Here is a 17,515-nt window from a genome sequence, read left to right as displayed (position 1 = left end):
AAGCGATGCGACTGCATCAGCAGAACATCGCCTACAACGATCTCTATCGGGTGTGCGAGCACTACTTCGGGAAGCCGCGGCAGGCGGGGACCTCGCATGCCGTGTTCAGGATGCCGTGGGTCGGTGACCCACGCGTCAACATCCAGGACGACAAGGGCAAGGCCAAGGCGTATCAGGTCCGGCAGGTCCTCAAGGCGATCGACAAGAAGGAGGCGATGTGATGCAACCCGACGCCCGTCCCGAAATCACGCACTACACATACCGCGTCACCTGGTCGGTCGATGACCAGGAGTTCGTCGCCACCTGCGCCGAGTTTCCGTCGCTCTCCTGGCTGGCCCCCGCACAGGTTGAGGCGCTGCAAGGTCTTCAGGGTCTCGTGCAGGAGGTGATCGCGGATATGGAGGAGCAGGGCGAGCCGGTGCCGCAGCCGTTCGCGGAACGAAGCTATTCGGGCAAGTTCAACCTCCGTGTCGGGGAGAGCCTCCATCGCGAACTCGCCATCGAGGCTGCCGAGGATGGGATGAGCCTCAACCAGTACGTCTTACGGAAACTGCGCGCCGCCTGAGCAGTCGGGCAGCGCTTGCTCTGACCGATTCGGCTTTGGTGAAACCGGGGTATCAACGTGTCCCGGACGCCGCGACCTCTTGAAAACCGAGTCGATCAGGGCCGCGTCACCCTGTTCGCCCTCGGGGTGGTCGCGCCGGGTCCGGCGGCGGCGCCGCTGCCCCGCGCGGCCCAGGCCGACGGCCCCACCACCCCCGACCCGCGCGAGCCGCGCCCGCCGCTGCTCCCCGCCGACTTCCAGGGCACCGGTCGGTACGTCGTGCGGGACCTCGGCATCGACGTGCCGTTCTCGTGGCAGGGCCGCGACGGCAACAGCCAGATGACCGCCGGCGGCCCGGACCATCCGATCTGGTTCACCAACCTGATCTACGAGAACACCCTCTACACGCTGACCTACAAGTGGCCGAACATTCCGCTCTTCCCGCCCCGCGCGTGCAGCAAGGTGCCGGGGTTCTTCAACCGGCAGATCTTCAACGACAAGCTGAAGACCGCGCGGTATGTGGGGCCGGAGGTCCTGCACGGTGACCAGGACCGGCACGTCGACCACTGGCGGGTCGGTGTGGTCGGGGGCTCCACCGTGCCGGGGGAGTTCTTCCGGTTCCCGCTCGCGCTCGGCGACATCTACGTCGACCAGCACGACCCGACCCGGTGGTGGCAGGTGTTGCAGTTCGGCCTGCAGAACCTCTTCGACCCGGAGCTGGACGAGTGGTTCACCATGGACACCTTCGACCACCGCCCCGGCGAGGTCACCCTCCCCGACCGCTGCCCACCACCCACGCCGTAGCCCATCCACTCCGTTGATCAAGAGGTTTGCGTCATCGATCGGCCTGATGATGACGCAAACCTCTTGATCAACGCGGGCGGGGTCAGGGTCGGGTCTGGGTGGGGTTTGGTTACCGGGCGAACAGCAGGGCGGCGTCCAGGAGGACGACGACGGCGGTGGCGAAATGGATGCCGAAGGCTACGGCCTTCGTCCCACCGTTGCGGAGCACGATGACGGTGTCGCCCAGCGGGACGAGCGCGACGACCAGCATGAACCACGCGACCGCGTCGGCGGTGGTGAAGGCGATCAGGGCGAGGCCGAGCAGGCCGTAGCTGAGATCGCGTACGCCCTTGACGGAGAGGTAGGCGGGATCTCCCTCCGGCCGGGCCGGTACGCCGTACCCGGCAGCCGACGCGGTCGGCGCCAGCAGGAACCGCGCACCGATGAAGACGATGAAGAGGTTGAGTAGGACGGCGAGCCCGTAGGCGAGGGGTGACAACATGGTCCGCTCCGATTGCTAGCGCTGCTAGATGTGAGAGCGACGCTAGCAGAGCGTCGGCAGGATATCTAGCGGTGCTAGAGTTCAAGTCATGTCGACTCAGACGCGCCGGGAGCGCGAGCGGGCGGAACGGGAACGGGCCATCGTCGAGGCGGCGCGCGACCTGGCTCTGGCGGAAGGCTGGGACGCGGTCACCACCCGCCGACTCGCCGCCGAGATCGAATACAGCCAGCCCGTCCTCTACAGCCACTTCAAGGGCAAGGACGCCATCATGGCGGCGGTCGCCGTCGAGGGCTTCGCCGAGCTGGCCACCGCGCTCGCCTCGGCCCGCGCCTCGGCCGCCGACCCCCGGCAGGCGGTCGCCGACGTCGCGGCGGCGTACACCACCTTCGCCGAACAGCGGCCCGCGCTCTACGACGCGATGTTCACCCTCGCCGTGGACCTGCCGTTCGCCAGCCAGGACGTCCCGACCGATCTGGCCCGGGGCTTCGCCGAGCTGGCCGAGACGGTGCGCCCGGTCGCCGGGGACGACGACCTGGAGACGGTCACCGAGACGTTCTGGAGCGGCCTGCACGGGCTGGTCACGCTGATGCGCAGTGGCCGGCTCCGCCGCGCCGGCCACCAGCAGCGGCTGGCCGTGCTCGTGCGCAGCTTCTCCCGCTGAGCGGTCCGGCTGTGCGTCAGGTGCCTGCGTCGAAGCGGATCAGGGGGTGGAGGCGTTGCGGGAGCAGGTCGTGCTGGTCGGCCGGCCGGGGCGCGCAGGCGGCCATGGTTTCGCGCTTCTGCATGAGCGGGACCGGTGCGCCCGTGCTGGCGCTGTCGCCCGCAGCCTTCCTCGGTGCCAACTTCGAGACACGCTGTGGCGAGATGCCAAGAAGTGCACCCGCGTCGCGGACCGTGTAGCCCTGCGCCAGGAGTGCCTGTGCGGCGGCGGCAGTCGCCTCCTCGGCGGACTTTTCGGCCTTGCGCAGCGCGCTCCGGGCTTTGCGAGCGCGGGTCACCTCTTGCGGCAGGTCGGGCTCCACCTCGACGTCGAAGCTGTGTGGCTCGACGTCGAGCATCAGCGCAATGGCCGCCCGTGCCGTCGCCTCCACCTGATCGAGGCGACGTGCCTGGGAGGCAACACCCTTGACCTCCGGCACGGTGATGGCCCACCAGTGACCTGAACGTACGCACTGCGCGGTGTACTTCATCGGCGAGCGACCCCTAACTCAAGCCCAGGCTGCGGAGGGTACCCCGCCTCGTCAATTCGTCGATCTCCTTGGGACGAGGTCGCCGCCCGCACGGCGCGAGGTGGTCGACCGGCAGGGCACACCGCGCGCCGCCGGGCAGCGGCCGGTCACAGAACACCCAATGTCGTACGCCCTGCTGGTCCTCCGCCGAGACGGTCACCCCGCCGGGCTCGACCCGCGCGCTGAGCCGGACCAGCACCCGAGCTGCGGTACGCGCGAAGATCCGGGCGCGCAGCAGATCCGGCGCGGTGATCGGCAGGTGGATCACCCAACGCTCGCTCATCGGTGTCTGCCCTTCGTCGGATGGGATCGACGTGCAGGGGCGGCCTCCGCCGGTTGCGGTCGACGGAGGCCGCCCCGCCCTGCGGCCGCTCCGGAGGTACGGCAGCAGGCCGCGCCGGGGGAGCGCGGCGGGAGGGGTCTCGGCGGCGATGCGGGACCAGTACGAGAGGCGCCAACCGACCGCAGCAGCACCGCATCACCGAGAGCGACGCTACCGATACCTCTCACCTCTGTCAACGCTCTCCTACCTGTCAAACCTCGCTAAGGCGCTGCATACTGCTTCGCTCTCAGTTGTTGCCGCTCTTTCACCTGGTGCTCGATACTGGGCGGGCCAACCGACTGCAAGGGGCCACCAGGTGCCGATTCCGCCGACGATGGACGAGTTGATCAATGATCTGCTGAGGCGGATCAAGGCGGGCGAGTTCCAGCCCGGCTCGCAGATACCGTCCACCCAGGAGTTGTCCGACCACTACGACGTCTCGGTGTCGACCATCCACCGGGCGGTGGCGAGGCTGCGCGGCGAAGGTGTGCTGGTGGGTCGTCCAGGGCGTGGCGTCTTCGTCGCGGAGTCCCGTCGACGTTGACCAGCTTGCACGGCCAGAGCTCGCGGCGCGGCTGCCGCGACTCGGCTTCCGTGTAGTCGGGGCATCAACCTGCCCTGCACACCCCGACTTCCGGAAAACCGAGTCGATCAAAGTCGCGAAGGTTCAGTCGAAGGTCGGGAGGGACGGGCCGAGGACGTCGTCGGCGTCGATGATCGTGTACGCGTACCCCTGCTCGGCGAGGAAGCGCTGCCGGTGCGCCGCGTACTCCGTGTCGATCGTGTCCCGGGACACCACCGTGTAGAAGTGCGCCTGCCGCCCGTCGGCCTTCGGCCGGAGCACCCGCCCCAACCGCTGCGCCTCCTCCTGCCGCGACCCGAACGTGCCGGACACCTGGATCGCCACCGCCGCCTCGGGCAGGTCGATGGAGAAGTTGCCGACCTTGGAGATCACCAACGTGCGGATCTCACCGGTGCGGAACGCGTCGAACAGCCGTTCCCGCTCCTTGTTCGTGGTCGAGCCCTGGATGATCGGCGCGTCGAGATATTCGCCGAGCTGGTGCAGTTGGTCGATGTACGCCCCGATCACCAACACCTGGTCGTCCGGGTGCCGGTCGACGAGCGCCTTGACCACCGGCAGCTTCGTGCGGGCGGTCGCCGCCATCCGGTAGCGCTCCTCGGCCTCCGCCGTCGCGTACGACATCCGCTCCGCGTCGGTCAGGGTCACTCGGACCTCGGTGCACTCGGCCGGAGCGATCCAGCCCTGCGACTCGATGTCCTTCCACGGCGCGTCGTACCGCTTCGGGCCGATCAGGCTGAACACGTCACCCTCGCGGCCGTCCTCGCGTACCAGGGTCGCGGTGAGGCCCAGCCGGCGGCGGGCCTGAAGGTCCGCGGTGAACCGGAAGATCGGCGCGGGCAGCAGGTGTACCTCGTCGTAGACGACCAGGCCCCAGTCGCGGGCCCCGAACAGGTCCAGGTGGGTGAACGCGCCGCCGCGCCGCGAGGTGAGCACCTGGTACGTGGCGATGGTGACCGGGCGGATCTCCTTGCGCTCCCCGGAGTACTCGCCGATCTCCTCCTCGGTCAGCGAGGTGCGGGCGATCAGCTCCCGCTTCCACTGCCGGCCCGCGACCGTGTTGGTGACCAGGATCAGCGTGGTGGCCTTCGCCTCGGCCATCGCCGCCGCGCCGACCAGGGTCTTACCGGCGCCGCAGGGCAGCACCACCACACCGGACCCGCCGGCCCAGAACGCCTCGACGGCCTCCCGCTGGTACGACCGCAGCGTCCACGGCTTGCGCCCGTCCTTGCCGGCCTCCGCCAGCTCGATGGGGTGCGCCTCACCGTCGACGTAGCCGGCCAGGTCCTCCGCCGGCCAGCCCAGCTTGAGCAGCGCCTGCTTGAGCCGGCCCCGCTCGGACGGGTGCACCCGGATCGTGTCGTCGTCGATCTTGTCGCCGAGCATCCCGGCGAGCTTCTTGCTCTTGGCCACCTCGATCAGCACCAGCCGGTCCAGTGCGCGCAGCACCAACCCGTACGCCGGGTCGTTGGCGAGCTGGAGTCGGCCGTACCGGTCCATCGTGTCGGCCACGTCGACCAGCAGCGCGTGCGGCACGGGATAACGGGAGTACTTGAGCAGCGAGTCGACCACACCCTCCGCGTCGTGCCCCGCCGCCCGGGCGTTCCACAGGCCCAGCGGGGTCAGCCGATAGGTGTGCACGTGCTCGGGGGAGCGCTCCAGCTCGGCGAACGGCGCGATCGCCATCCGGCAGGCCTGCGCGTCGGGGTGGTCGATCTCCAGCAGCAGCGTCTTGTCCGACTGCACGATCAGTGGTCCACCGCTCACGCCAGCGTCCTCTCCTCGGTTGGTCGCCCGGCTGGAACGGGTGCATACCCGCCGCTGGCCGACCATCCAGTGTTGCACGATGTGGGATCCCCGAAGAAAGATGCTCACCGGCCGCAACCGTGACGGCACTCACGAACGTCTAGTAAGGGGACGATGTCAGGGGAGGTTCCAATGCAACGTGTTCGGATCATCTCCCGGCTGGTCGCCCTGGCGGTGGTTGTGCTGGTCGGCGCCGGTGCGTGCGCGTTCGATCCGCAGTCCGGTGGGAGTGGTGGCGGGGGAGCCGCCCCAGCCGGTGCGGCGGAACAGGCAACGGGGGCGAGCGCCACGCCCGGCCCGGACCAGCGCGGCCGACCCACACCGGCCGCACCCAGCCCCACGCCGAAGGCAGCCCGGCCTCCGGCGCCGAAACCCACAGGCAGCGCGACGCCGAAGCCGACCACCGGCACCGGTACGCCGACGGTGGCCGGCTGCCCCCAGGGGCAGCACCAGCGCGAGGTGGAGAGCTACCTGGCCCGGCTGGGCGGATTCGGGGCCGTGACCGTGGACGGGCGGCAGTCCGTTGCCGACTGCGCCGCGATCAAGAAGTTCCAGAAGAGGTACGGCATTCGCCCGGTCGAGGGTCGCGCCGGGCCAACCACGTACGACGTGGCCCAGCGCCTCGCCACCACCGACCCGGCGCGGTGCAGGGCCGGCACGGGCACCACGTTCTGCGTGGACCTGACCCGGCAGACCGTCTGGGCGGTCCGGGGCGGCAAGGTGATCATGCCGCCGACGGTGACCCGCACCGGGATGTCCGGCTACCGCACCCCGGCCGGCACGTTCACCATCAACTTCCGCAACCCGAAGGAGTGGTCCGACCCGTACGAGGTGTGGCTGCCGTACTGGCAGCACTTCACCCAGGGCATGGGCTTCCACGAAACCACCACCTACCTGCACGACAAGTCGATCGGCTCGCACGGCTGTCTCAACCTGCTGCACGCCGACGCCGTCCGGATGTGGGAGTTGGGCAGGGTCGGCACCCGGGTGGTGCTGATCGGCCGCCGGCCCGGCACCTGACCGACGCGGAGCGAATCGCGGGGATAACCCCCTGTCCGACCGGTCCAACGAGTGTCACGCTGGGAGGCCAGGGCCGGACCGGGCGGGGAGGCTGGGCATGACGGTCGACCGTGAGGTGATCCCGGAGCACGAACAAGCTCCACCCGACGAGGTGTCCCGTGCGACAGTGCTCGCCTATGCCGTCGCCGCGACGCTTCTCGTCGGGTGGTTCCTCTTCGGCTGGCTGGTGCTGCGCCAGGGCTTCGTCGACTCGGTCGGGGAGTCCGCCGGCGCCGGCTTCGCGCTGCTGCTGGTCATCTCGGTGGTCGGCACCGTACGCCGCAGCCGCCGCTGACCGACCAGCCCAACGACCTCGCCCCGCTCAGTCCGCCAGCACCGCCGCGGTGATCCGGTGCAACGCGAACGTGTGCAGCATCTCGGTCCGTTCGTCCTCGGCGCGGAGGTAGCCCGCACCGATCGACACCGGTTTGACCAGCCGGGACGCGGTCGCCCCGTGCGCGTCGACGTAACCGACCCAGACCAGCGCCTTGTCGCGGACCGCCTGCTGGAGCACCGCCAGCGCCTCGCTGTGCGTGTGCGCCGGCACCGGGCCGCCACCCAGCCCCGCCGCCCCGCCCCGCACCACAGCCGGTGCCCGCCGGGCCGCCCGCGCCGCCGCGTCACCCCGCCGGATGTGCTCCACCACCCCGAGCAGCCGGGGCATGGGCAGCTTCGGGACGGCCAGCGGATCGAGTGTCCGGGTGGTCATCGACACCCGGGCCGGGGCCCGCCGGATCCGCGGCCGGGCCAGCACGGTGCTGCCGGTGCCGTCCTCCTGCACCGGGGCGAACCCGGCGTCGCGCAGCGCGCCCAACAACCGACCAACCTGGTACGGCGTACACAGCACCGTCGGCGCGAGCCGGCGCAGCGCCAACGACTCCAACCGGCGGTCGGCCAGCACCTCACTGATCAGCGTCTCGTCGTCGCTGCGCAGGTACGCACCGGCCAGCCCCACCCGCAGCCCACCGTGCTTACGGGCCACGTCGTCCACCAGGTAGGTGAGCCCCTGCGGCACCGGGGTACGCGACCGTCGCCGGAACACGTCGTGCAGGTCATCGGCCGTGTAGCCGGAATCCAGTGCACGCCGCACGCTCGCCGTGGTGACCCGGTGCACGCTGGCCCCGCCGGCCGACTCGAGTTCGGTCATCGCCTCCAACTCGGCGGCGAGCGCCGGCTCGGGTGGGCCGGGCACCACCACGGTCAGGTCGGCCTGCACCAGGAAGTGGTCGACCGGGGCGGGCAGCAGCGCGTCCAGGGCTCGGGCGGCACTCGACGGGTCACCGCTCTCCACGTCGGCGTGCACGCCCAGCGGGTCGTCGCCCCGCTCGTCGGCCGACGTCAGGTCACCGAGCAGCAGCCGACCGTACGACGTGAGCGCCCCCAGCCCGGTCACGCCGAGCTGCGCCGCCTCGGCCAGCACCTCCCGGTGGGCGGCGTCCCGGCCCCGGCTGCGCCGCGGCGCCCGCCAGTCCAACAGGTCCTGCACCTCTTCCGCGGTGGGCGCGGTCGCCGGTTCCAGGTCGGCGAGCACACCGAGTACCGCCCGACGGGTGGCCGGCGCGCTGGCCCGTTCGGCCTCGGCGGAGAGCGCGGTGATGGGCCGGTCCCGGTCGTCGCGGCGGCCGACCAGCCCGACCTGCCGGCTCATGCTCAGCCAGGCTCGGGCGAGCTGCTCCCATCGTTGGGCCAGCGAGGCGGCCCGCCACACCTCGTACCCGCCGGTCGGCAGCACCTGCTGGTCCGCCCCGTACCGGCTGGTGGTCGCACCGGGCATCTCCAGCTCACCCGCGAGCCCCGCCGCGTACGCCACCTCGAGCAGCAGCGCGGTCGTCGACTCGTCCAGCCCGGCGGTACGCGCCAGCCGCCGCAGGTCCCGTACGCCGATGCCACCCGAGCGCAGCACCGGCGCGGGCTCGTCGGCGAGTTGCTCCAGCAGCCCCTCGGTGTGCCGGACCACCTCCATCGTCTGCCCCGCGCCGGCCGAGTCGACCGCCTTCGGCTCACGCGGCGCGGCGGTCACCGGCGGTGGGCTGGTGCGCAGCGGCCCGAGTGGCCCGCTGTCGCGGCGGAGCAGCAGGCCGACCTCTCGGGGCAGCTCCACCGTGCCGCTGGACGTCGGCGAGCCGGTCGTCACGGGGACCAGGAGCCGGTTGTCGACGAGCCACCGCACCGGGGAACCGGTCGGGGCGCCACCGTTTGTCGGGTCGGCGAGCACCGGGTCCTCCGCACCGAGCGGCGGCGCCTGTAGAGCGCCCGGGGGCACGCTGCCCACGGGCGGGCCAGCCGCCAACCGGTCCAGGATCGCCCGGGCCGAGGGCGGGGCGGCGAGCAGCGTCCGTCGTAGCTTCGCCGGGTCCGCGCAGAGCGCGGCCGTGCGCGGGTCCAGCTCCGCCGCTGGCCGGCCGAGCCCGGCGGGGTACGGGGAGACCTCGTCGACGGCGGGTACCACGTGCAGCGCGTGCTCCGGGCCGTACAGCAGGAAGAGCGCGCGTAGTCGGCCCACGGCGGCTCGGACGGCCGTCGGCGCGGGCGGGTGCGGCCCGGTGGTCGCCATGGCGAGTACGGCGTCGGTGGCCGTGGTGCCGTCGTCCGGGTCCCGGGTGAGGCGGGCGGCGTCGAGGATCTGCTGGGTGAACTGGTCCAGCCCGTCCAGCGCGCGGGCCACCGACACCCGGGACTGTGCCCGGATGGACAGGGCGGAGATGTCGGCTGGCACGGGCACGACGAGGTCGGGCCGCAGCTGGAGGAGCGCGGCCAGTGACTCGTCGGGCAGCGACCGCAGGTGGTCGGCGAGTGAGGTGGTCATCGTGTTTCCACGCTAGCCCGGCAGTGGGCTTCCGCGCCCCTCGGACGTCCGGCCGACCGGGGGTCGCCGGGTAGGTTTCTCGACATGCCCGCACTGACCGTCGGATTCGACCTCGACATGACCCTGGTGGACTCCCGCCCCGGCATCGCCGCGGCCTATCGGGCGCTGACGGCGAGGACCGGTGTGCCGGTGGACGCCGACCTGGCGGTGTCGCGGCTCGGGCCGCCGCTGCGTACCGAGATCGCGCACTGGTTCCCGCCGGAGCAGGTCGAGTCGGCCGTGCGGGTGTACCGCGAGCTGTACCCGGCGTACGCGATCACTCCTTCTGTCCTGTTGCCGGGCGCGCGGGAGGCCATCGACGCGATCCGCGCCCGGGGCGGACGTGTGCTTGTCGTCACGTCCAAGATCGGCCGGCTGGCCCGCCTGCACCTGGACCACCTGGGCCTCGCGGTCGACGAGTTGGCCGGTGACCTCTTCGCCGAGCAGAAGGCGACGGCCCTACGGGAACACCAGGCCACCCACTACGTCGGCGATCACGTCGCGGACATGGTCGCGGCGGCGACCGCCGGGGTGCCCGGCATCGGTGTCGCGACCGGCCCGTGCTCCCACGATGAGCTGCGCGCGGCCGGGGCGAATGTGGTGCTGGACGATCTCACCGAATTCCCGGCGGCGCTCGACGGCATGATCCAGCTAGCCTTGGAGCAGTAGCGGCTCAAGTGAAGCAGGGGTTTTCAGGTGCCTACGGGTCGAGTGAAGTGGTACGACACGGCCAAGGGATATGGCTTCGTCACCAGTGACGAGGGCGGCGACGTGTTCCTGCCCAAGGGTGCGCTGCCGGCGGGTGTCACCGACCTCAAGGGTGGCCAGCGGGTCGACTTCAGTGTGGTGGACAGTCGCCGGGGCGCGCAGGCCATGGGAGTCAAGCTGCTGGACGCGCCGCCGTCGATGGCGGAGTTGCGCCGTCGGCCGGCCGAGGAGCTGCACGGCCTCGTCGAAGACATGATCAAGGTGCTGGAGGCGAAGGTCCAGCCGGACCTGCGCCGCGGTCGGTACCCGGACAAGAAGGCGGCGCAGAAGATCGCTCAGCTCGTCCACGCGGTCGCCCGCGAGCTGGAGGTCTGAGGCACCAGGCCGGCGGTGGCGGCTCGGTCGAGCAGTGCCGCCACCGCGGCGAAACCGGCCTCGCCCAGGTCCGCGGTGAACTCGTTGACGTAGAGGCCGATGTGCCGGTCCACCACGTCGAGTTCCATCTCCTGGGCGTGCGCCAGCACGTACTCCCGGCTCGCCGCCGGGTCCGCCCAGGCCTGGCGGACCGACTCGCGGACCCAGCCGGCCGCGGCCTCCGGGTCCACCGCGCCGCGGCGGGCCAGGATCGCGCCGAGGGGAATGGGCAGCCCGGTGTCGGCCTCCCACCACTCGCCGAGGTCGACCAGGGCGGTCAGGCCGTGCCGGTGGTAGGTGAACCGGGCCTCGTGGATGACCAGCCCCGCGTCGTAGCGGCCCGCCGCGACGCCCGGCATGATCTCGTGGAACGGGACCACCTCGATCCGGGCCGGCGGCCGTCCGGCCGACCAGAGCCGGAACAGCAGGTACGCGGTGGTCCGGTCGCCCGGCACCGCCACCGTGGCACCGGTCAGGTCGGTGCGGTCGCCCTTGGTGAGCACCAGCGGGCCGCAGCCGCGACCGAGTGCACCGCCGCAGGGCAACAGGTGGTAGTCGTCGAGCAGCCAGGGCAGCGCCGCGAAGCTCACCTTCACCAGGTCGAACGCACCCCGCTCGGCCGCCGTGTTGGTGACGTCCACGTCGGCGTACGTCACCTCGACCGGCGGCGCGCCGGGCACCCGCCCGTGGACCAGGGCGTGGAAGACGAACGTGTCGTTGGGGCAGGGCGAGATCGCCAGAGAGAGCGCCACGGCCCCACGTTAGCCCTGCCCCCGAGCGTTCGGTCGGCGCGGTCTGGTGCCTGTGATCTGTCGGGCACTCGCCGTTTGTCCGCAAGGTGCGGTGCCGTGGCCATACCCGTGCCCGTGCCGTATCTCCATCGAGCCTGATGCCGGTGAGTCATCAAGATGACTCACCGGCATCAGCGTGGTCCGGCCGTTCGCCCGTGCCGTGCCGTGCCGTGCTGGCGAGGTGCACCTTCTTGCCCCATTGGCCGGGCGGCTCTACAGGTGCTGACGAAGGGATGTACACAGCGCCAGGGCCACTGTCCACAGGGTTATCCACAGGTGGGCTCAGCGCAGCGCCGGGGCCGCCGCCGTGAGGGCGGTGAGGGCTTCGCGCAGGCGCCAGCCGTCGCGATCGCGGGGGCCGATCGGGTTGGAGATGGTGCGCAGCTCGGCGAAGGGCACGCCGGCCTGCGCTGCGGCGACCGCCACGCCGTACCCCTCCATGGCCTCGGCGACTGCCTCCGGATGCCGGCGGCGCAGCCCTTCGGTGCTGGCGGCGCTGCCGGTGACCGTGCTGACCGTGAGCACCGGGCCAGCCGTGGCCCCCGGAAGGGCGGCCCGCAGCGCGGCCAGCAGGACCGGGTCGGCCGGCACGACGCTGCCGGTACCGAGCAGCGCGAGTGGCATGCCCAACTCGTCGACGGGGATGAAACCGTCAGGTGACTCCGCGCCCAGGTCGGCCGCGACGCTTGCGGTGCCGAGCACCGTGGCGCCGACCTCGGCCCGACCGGTGAAGCCACCGGCCACGCCGGCGCTGACCACCGCGCGGTACGGCCGTCCGGCGGCCTCGGCCAGCACCAGCAGGCGTGCGGTGGCGGCAGCGGCGGCGGCCGGACCCACACCGACCGGGGCGACGGTCACGGTCGGGTCGGTCAGCCCGGCGCGGACCGCGTCCGCCTCGGCCGGTACCGCCGTCACCACCAGCAGACCGGTCACGAGAGCGAGCCGGGGGACTCGCGGCGGGTCTCCTCGTCGGCGCCGCCACCCGGGCCGCCGACGGCGGAGGACGGCCGGTAGATGTGGTAGCCCGGCGGGGCCAGGCTCGGATCCTCGTACGACGGGGAGCTGCTCTGCGCCGGTGCGGGCGAGGTGGGCGTGGAGTCCCCGGGCTCGTCGGCCGGCTCGTCCTCGGTCAGCTCGTCGTCGCCGAGTGGTCGGCCGGCCAGCTTCTCGCCGCGCAGGCGGGCGGCGACCAGCACACCCCGGATCGCGGCCAGGACGCCCACGCCGGCGGCCACCGCGATACCCACCCGACCGTCGAACGGCACCAGGCCGAGCCCGCCGCCGGCGACGAAGGCGAGCATCAGCGCCGTCTCGGAGTGGGCGAAGGAACTCGCTCGCAACCGCTCCGGGATGCGCTCCTGGATCGAGGCGTCCACGGCCAGCTTCGAGATCCCGCTGACCAACGCCGCGACCAGGCAGAGCAGGGCGACCATCACCAGCGAGAACTGGATGACGGTGAGCACCGCCACTCCCGCCACGATGATCATGCTGCTGGACTGGATGGCGGTCGGTCGGTGGATGCGCAGCCGGGTGCCGACGGCGGTGGCCAGGAAGGTACCGACCGCGAGCGCGCCGCCGACCAGCCCCAACGCCCATTCGGCACCCAGATCCCGGCCGAACGCCACGGTGGTCAGGTCGCCCTTCTTGATCGCGAAGGCGAGGAAGAGCAGCAGGAAGCCGTACACCGCGCGTAGCGTCGCGGAACCGATCAGGGTGGCGATCACCAGCCGGCCGGCGGGCCGCCCCCGACCCAGTGGCCGGTCGCCGCGGTGTCCACCCAGCCGGCGCAGCGGCCGGGGGACCCGCTCCGGCGGCTCCGAGTCGGCCTTCGGCGGCAACCGGAGCGAGATCACCATGCCGATCAGGAAGATCACCGACGCGACGCGCAGCGGCCACTGCGGGCCGAACCAGAACGCGGCCAACCCGATCGGCGCCACCAGCGCACCCGCGACCGTGCCGTAGACACTGGCCCGGGCACCCACCTGGGACAGGCCGAGCCCCTCCGGCAACAACCGGGGCACCGCCGCGGAGCGGGCCACCCCGTACGCCCGGGACAGGGCGAGCACCCCGAACGCGGCCGGATAGAGCCCGAAGCCGTGGATGTAGTCGGAGATCAACCAGGCCAGGAACGCGCGGCCGAGCATCGTGGCGGCCAGCGCGTAGCGGCGACCGTGCCGGAAGTGGTCCAACAGCGGGCCCACCACGGGAGCGAGCATGGCGAACGGCACCATGGTCACCAGCAGGTAGAGCGCGACCTTGCTGCGGGCCTCGCCCAGCGGGACGTTGAAGAAGATCGTCCCGGCCAGGCCGATGGCGATCAGCGTGTCACCGGCACAGGAGACCGCGTGCAGGTCGAACAGGCGAACCATGCCGACCTCGCCGCCAGCACCCCGGGTCCGGGCCCGACCGGCCCGCCTGGTCACCCAGCGGCCGCTGCCCACCGAACCACGCAGCAGCAGGCGAATGGCGCGAATGCCGGTGCCGACGGTTCGCCCGAGGACGGATCGCCCGGAGCGGGAGTACGACGGCATGTGCACCATCCTCGCCCATCTGATCCGGGTACGCCGCACCACCGCGGGGAAAGGTTCCCCGGGAGTCACTGTCACCCCTGCGGGGCGCATGGGGAACAATGGTCAGGTGACCAGGCCCGCCTCCACCCGTGCCGCCCGTCTCGACCAGGTCTGCGCCGCCGCCGTCGAGGTGGCCCGCGCTGGCATCACCGAGGTGGACGCCGACGACGTCGGCGACCACCTGCAGGTCGTGGCCGAAGGCGAACGCCTGGTCACCCACTACTTCGAGTGCCTCCTCGCCGGCTATCGCGGCTGGCGGTGGGCGGTCACCGTCACCCGGGTGTCGCGCAGCAAGACCGTGACCATCTGCGAGACGGTGCTGCTGCCCGGCCCGGACGCGCTGCTCGCGCCCGGTTGGCTGCCCTGGCAGGAGCGGCTCAAGCCGGGCGACCTGGGTCCGGGCGACCTGCTGCCCAGCGCGCCGGATGACGATCGACTGGTCCCCGGCTACCTGCTCTCCGACGACCCGGCGGTCGAGGAGACGGCGTGGGAGCTGGGCCTCGGGCGGGCGCGCGTGCTCTCCCGCGAGGGCCGCATCGAGGCGGCGCAGCGCTGGTATGACGGCGACCACGGCCCCGCCGCGCCCATCTCCACCGCCGCGCCGGCCGCTGCCCGTTGCGGCACCTGCGGGTTCTACCTGCCGCTGGCTGGCGCGATGCGGCAGGCGTTCGGGGCGTGTGGCAACTTCTACGCACCGGACGACGGCCGGGTGGTGAGCGCCGACCACGGTTGCGGCGCCCACTCCGAGACGCTCATCGAGGCGGCCGAGACCGCCGTCGAAGAGCTACCGACGGTGTACGACGACAGCGCGGTGGAGGCCATGTCGGTCAGTCGCGCCCCGGGCTCGGTGGAGGCGACCGAGCCGGCGGAGCCGTACGGGCACTCCTGAGCGTTCGCGCCCGGGTGACCCGGGCGTGGTGGCCAGGTCAGTTCGCGCGACGGCGGCGGCGGTTGGCGTCGTGCCGCAGCATCACGGCGAGGCCCGGGAAGCCCCACAGGAAACCGGCGAGGCAGGTCCAGAGCCAGTTCTGATGACCGTGGTCGGTCAACCAGCCCCGAAAGAAGATCAGCAGGACCAGCCCGGCCACCGCCCAGGCGACCAACCCGGCGAGAGCGAACGGCACCATCGGCGGGTCCAGTGGTGCCGGCCGCGGCGGCTGCTCGTTCGGCATTCGGCAAGCGTACGCGATCCACTTCCCCTGCCCGCTGGTGATCTGGGACGATGCGCGCGACAACCGGAAGATCACCTGCGAGGACCTGATGGCAGTAGCGCCGCCCGAGACCGGCACACCTCCCAACCCCGCTCATCCGCGTAACAGTTTCGACCGGTTCTTTGAGATCTCCGCCCGTGGCTCGACGCTGAGCCGTGAGGTACGCGGCGGCCTGGCGACCTTCTTCACGATGGCGTACATCGTGGTGCTCAACCCGCTGATTCTGGGTGGTGCCGTCGACGGTGACGGCAAGACCCTGCCGATTGCCGCGTTGGCTGCCGGGACCGCGTTGGTCGCCGGCCTGATGACGATCCTGATGGGTGTGGTCGGCCGATTCCCGCTGGCGCTCGCCGCCGGTCTGGGTGTCAACGCGCTCGTCGCGTACGAGATCGCTCCCGAGATGACCTGGGCCGATGCGATGGGCCTGGTGGTGATCGAAGGTGTGATCATCGCGGTGTTGGTGCTGACCGGTCTGCGGACCGCCGTGTTCCGTGCGGTGCCGACACAGATGAAGACCGCGATCGGGGTCGGTATCGGGCTCTTCCTGACCATCATCGGTCTGGTGGACGCCGGCTTCGTCCGGCGGCTCCCGGACGCCGCCAACACCACGGTCCCGGTTGGCCTGGGCATCGGCGGCAAGCTGGTGAGCTGGCCGCTGCTGGTCTTCGTGGTGGGTCTGCTGATCACCCTGGTGCTCCTGGTACGCCGGGTGAAGGGCGCGATCCTGATCGGCATCCTCGCCTCCACCGTGCTCGCGGTGATCGTGGAGGCGATCGGCAACATCGGCCCGTCGTTCGTGGACGGGAAGCCCAACCCCAAGGGCTGGGCGTTGAACGTGCCGGAGTTGCCGAAGACGGTGGTCGACCTGCCGGACCTGTCGCTGCTCGGCAAGTTCAACGTGCTCGACTCGTGGGGGCGGGCCGGCTGGGTCGTCGTGCTGATGTTCGTCTTCACGCTGCTGATCACCGACTTCTTCGACACCATGGGCACGATGGTGGCGGTGGGCCAGGAGGGCGGCCTGCTCGACGAGCAGGGCACCCCGCCCCGGGCCAAGGAGATCCTGCTCGTCGACTCGATCGCGGCGGCGGCCGGTGGTGCGGCCAGCACCTCCAGCAACACGTCGTACATCGAGAGTGCCGCCGGTGTCGGGGAGGGTGCCCGGACCGGCGTGGCCAGCCTGGTCACCGGCGTGCTCTTCCTGCTGGCGATGTTCCTCGCGCCGCTGGTGGTGATCGTGCCGTTCGAGGCGGCCTCGACGGCCCTGGTGGTGGTCGGTTTCCTGATGATGACCGCGGTCCGGACGATCGACTGGTCCGACTACGAGATCGCCATCCCGGCGTTCCTCACGATCGTGCTGATGCCGTTCACCTACTCCATCTCCAACGGGATCGGTGCCGGCCTGATCACCTTCGTGGTGCTCAAGCTGGTGCGGGGCAAGGCCCGGGAGGTCCACCCGCTGCTGTACGGGGTGGCCGCGCTGTTCGTGCTGTACTTCCTGCGTGGACCCATCGAATCGCTCGTGCTCTGACGTGTGTCCGGGCGGGGAGTCGAACGGGATTCCCCGCCCGGAACAGCACTGACCTCCTCGTGAGCCTGGTCATAACCGATGTCGTTAGCCATGCTCATTAGTTAAGCTAACTACTGTGACGGAGCGGACGGTGACGGCGAAACGCGTGCCACCGGCGCAGCTGGCCCCCCAGTTGCGTGATGCGATCACCCGACTCAACCGGCGGGTCCGCCAGGCCCGACCGGTCGGGGACCTCACGGTCACCCAGGTCTCCGCGCTCACCAGCCTGCGGCTGGCGGGTGCGATGACCCCCCGGGAACTGGCCGACGTCGAGCGGGTGCAGCCACCGACGATGACCAAGATCGTCGGGAAGTTGGAGGACCGCGGCCTCGTGCGGCGGACACCCCATCCGACCGACGGTCGGCAGGTCATCCTCGCGGCGACCGAGGGAGGGCACGCCGTGCTCGACCAGTTCGAGCGGGCCCGCGACGAATGGTTGGCCCACCGGCTGGCCGCGCTGGACGAGGACGAACGGGAGACCCTGCAGAGGGCCGCCGAGATTCTCCAGCAGCTCGCTCGCGCCTGAGCCGCACTCAGCCCCACCGGGCCGTGCCGTCACCTGTCGATGACGCGTACGTCCGAGG

Annotated in this window: 21 protein-coding genes; 12 read left to right on the top strand and 9 right to left on the bottom strand. The window is 71.3% G+C overall.

What is annotated here, in order from left to right:
• Positions 1-5 precede the first annotated feature (5 nt).
• The 3 genes from AB0O48_RS05050 to AB0O48_RS05040 are packed head-to-tail and all read left to right on the top strand — an operon-like array spanning position 6 to position 1,348.
• Positions 6-221 (top strand): toxin HicA, encoded by a 216-nt coding sequence (locus tag AB0O48_RS05050; protein WP_365063276.1) that lies wholly within the window; start codon positions 6-8, stop codon positions 219-221.
• A complete protein-coding gene (locus AB0O48_RS05045) occupies positions 221-565 on the top strand; it encodes a toxin-antitoxin system HicB family antitoxin (RefSeq protein WP_357251831.1) in 345 nt (114 codons plus the stop codon). Before AB0O48_RS05050 ends, AB0O48_RS05045 begins: the two co-directional genes overlap by 1 nt.
• 57 nt (positions 566-622) lie before the next feature.
• Positions 623-1,348, top strand: a complete 726-nt coding sequence (locus AB0O48_RS05040) for a hypothetical protein (RefSeq protein ID WP_357571965.1) — start codon at positions 623-625, stop codon at positions 1,346-1,348.
• A gap of 109 nt (positions 1,349-1,457) precedes the next feature.
• On the opposite strand, the gene AB0O48_RS05035 is transcribed toward AB0O48_RS05040, so the two are convergent.
• A complete protein-coding gene (locus AB0O48_RS05035; RefSeq protein ID WP_357571966.1) occupies positions 1,458-1,829 on the bottom strand; it encodes a DUF4267 domain-containing protein in 372 nt (123 codons plus the stop codon).
• A gap of 88 nt (positions 1,830-1,917) precedes the next feature.
• On the opposite strand from AB0O48_RS05035, the gene AB0O48_RS05030 reads away from it, so the two are divergent.
• Complete coding sequence (locus tag AB0O48_RS05030; RefSeq protein WP_357251839.1) at positions 1,918-2,490, top strand: TetR/AcrR family transcriptional regulator; 573 nt, start codon at positions 1,918-1,920, stop codon at positions 2,488-2,490.
• Positions 2,491-2,506: 16 nt separating this feature from the next.
• Here AB0O48_RS05030 and AB0O48_RS05025 read toward each other — a convergent pair whose 3' ends face one another.
• Positions 2,507-3,019, bottom strand: coding sequence for a hypothetical protein (locus AB0O48_RS05025; RefSeq protein WP_365063033.1), 513 nt, complete (start codon positions 3,017-3,019; stop codon positions 2,507-2,509).
• Between the two features lie 13 nt (positions 3,020-3,032).
• Positions 3,033-3,341, bottom strand: coding sequence for a hypothetical protein (locus AB0O48_RS05020; protein ID WP_357571969.1), 309 nt, complete (start codon positions 3,339-3,341; stop codon positions 3,033-3,035).
• A 355-nt stretch (positions 3,342-3,696) separates the two neighbouring features.
• On the opposite strand from AB0O48_RS05020, the gene AB0O48_RS05015 reads away from it, so the two are divergent.
• A complete protein-coding gene (locus tag AB0O48_RS05015; RefSeq protein WP_365063030.1) occupies positions 3,697-3,924 on the top strand; it encodes a winged helix-turn-helix domain-containing protein in 228 nt (75 codons plus the stop codon).
• Between the two features lie 123 nt (positions 3,925-4,047).
• Here the strand turns inward: AB0O48_RS05015 and AB0O48_RS05010 are convergent, their stop codons facing one another.
• Entirely contained in the window at positions 4,048-5,727 is a 1,680-nt protein-coding gene (locus tag AB0O48_RS05010; protein ID WP_357251850.1) for a DNA repair helicase XPB, read from the bottom strand.
• Positions 5,728-5,898: 171 nt separating this feature from the next.
• On the opposite strand from AB0O48_RS05010, the gene AB0O48_RS05005 reads away from it, so the two are divergent.
• Both AB0O48_RS05005 and AB0O48_RS05000 read left to right on the top strand, forming a co-directional pair.
• Complete coding sequence (locus tag AB0O48_RS05005; RefSeq protein ID WP_365063026.1) at positions 5,899-6,786, top strand: L,D-transpeptidase family protein; 888 nt, start codon at positions 5,899-5,901, stop codon at positions 6,784-6,786.
• A 97-nt stretch (positions 6,787-6,883) separates the two neighbouring features.
• The gene (locus AB0O48_RS05000; RefSeq protein WP_357251855.1) at positions 6,884-7,120 is read left to right on the top strand and encodes a hypothetical protein; all 237 of its coding nucleotides are present in this window, start codon (positions 6,884-6,886) and stop codon (positions 7,118-7,120) included.
• Positions 7,121-7,147: 27 nt separating this feature from the next.
• Here the strand turns inward: AB0O48_RS05000 and AB0O48_RS04995 are convergent, their stop codons facing one another.
• Positions 7,148-9,631 (bottom strand): helicase-associated domain-containing protein, encoded by a 2,484-nt coding sequence (locus AB0O48_RS04995; RefSeq protein WP_357251858.1) that lies wholly within the window; start codon positions 9,629-9,631, stop codon positions 7,148-7,150.
• A gap of 84 nt (positions 9,632-9,715) precedes the next feature.
• Between AB0O48_RS04995 and AB0O48_RS04990 the strand changes: the two genes are divergently transcribed.
• Together AB0O48_RS04990 and AB0O48_RS04985 are read left to right on the top strand one after the other, a co-directional pair.
• Positions 9,716-10,339, top strand: coding sequence for an HAD hydrolase-like protein (locus AB0O48_RS04990; protein ID WP_357571972.1), 624 nt, complete (start codon positions 9,716-9,718; stop codon positions 10,337-10,339).
• 27 nt (positions 10,340-10,366) lie between these two features.
• Positions 10,367-10,753, top strand: coding sequence for a cold-shock protein (locus tag AB0O48_RS04985; protein WP_074316242.1), 387 nt, complete (start codon positions 10,367-10,369; stop codon positions 10,751-10,753).
• Here AB0O48_RS04985 and AB0O48_RS04980 read toward each other — a convergent pair.
• The 3 genes from AB0O48_RS04980 to AB0O48_RS04970 all read right to left on the bottom strand — a co-directional run bounded on the left by AB0O48_RS04980 (position 10,714) and on the right by AB0O48_RS04970 (position 14,114).
• Entirely contained in the window at positions 10,714-11,544 is an 831-nt protein-coding gene (locus AB0O48_RS04980) for a 1,4-dihydroxy-6-naphthoate synthase (protein ID WP_357251864.1), read from the bottom strand. The two genes, AB0O48_RS04985 and AB0O48_RS04980, sit on opposite strands and share 40 nt — an antisense overlap.
• Positions 11,545-11,865: 321 nt before the next feature.
• A complete protein-coding gene (locus AB0O48_RS04975) occupies positions 11,866-12,516 on the bottom strand; it encodes a futalosine hydrolase (protein WP_357571973.1) in 651 nt (216 codons plus the stop codon).
• Positions 12,513-14,114: an MFS transporter gene (locus AB0O48_RS04970; protein WP_365063019.1), complete on the bottom strand. Its 1,602-nt coding sequence runs from the start codon at positions 14,112-14,114 to the stop codon at positions 12,513-12,515. The genes AB0O48_RS04975 and AB0O48_RS04970 overlap by 4 nt, the downstream gene beginning before the upstream one ends.
• Here AB0O48_RS04970 and AB0O48_RS04965 point away from each other — a divergent pair.
• A complete protein-coding gene (locus tag AB0O48_RS04965) occupies positions 14,113-15,042 on the top strand; it encodes a DUF3027 domain-containing protein (RefSeq protein ID WP_357571975.1) in 930 nt (309 codons plus the stop codon). The genes AB0O48_RS04970 and AB0O48_RS04965 overlap by 2 nt on opposite strands.
• Positions 15,043-15,079: 37 nt before the next feature.
• Here the strand turns inward: AB0O48_RS04965 and AB0O48_RS04960 are convergent, their stop codons facing one another.
• The gene (locus AB0O48_RS04960; RefSeq protein ID WP_357251875.1) at positions 15,080-15,325 is read right to left on the bottom strand and encodes a DUF2530 domain-containing protein; all 246 of its coding nucleotides are present in this window, start codon (positions 15,323-15,325) and stop codon (positions 15,080-15,082) included.
• A gap of 88 nt (positions 15,326-15,413) precedes the next feature.
• Here AB0O48_RS04960 and AB0O48_RS04955 point away from each other — a divergent pair, with 88 nt between their 5' ends.
• Positions 15,414-16,892 carry an NCS2 family permease gene (locus AB0O48_RS04955; RefSeq protein ID WP_357252056.1) on the top strand — a complete coding sequence of 493 codons (1,479 nt, stop codon included), beginning with the start codon at positions 15,414-15,416 and terminating at the stop codon, positions 16,890-16,892.
• A 115-nt stretch (positions 16,893-17,007) separates the two neighbouring features.
• Complete coding sequence (locus AB0O48_RS04950) at positions 17,008-17,457, top strand: MarR family transcriptional regulator (protein ID WP_357251878.1); 450 nt, start codon at positions 17,008-17,010, stop codon at positions 17,455-17,457.
• Positions 17,458-17,515 lie beyond the last annotated feature (58 nt).

This window comes from Micromonospora sp. NPDC085948 (genome assembly GCF_040686315.1).
Lineage (GTDB): Bacteria > Actinomycetota > Actinomycetes > Mycobacteriales > Micromonosporaceae > Micromonospora.
The sequence above is the reverse complement of the archived record's forward strand: the minus strand, read 5'-3'. Positions and strand labels throughout refer to the sequence as shown.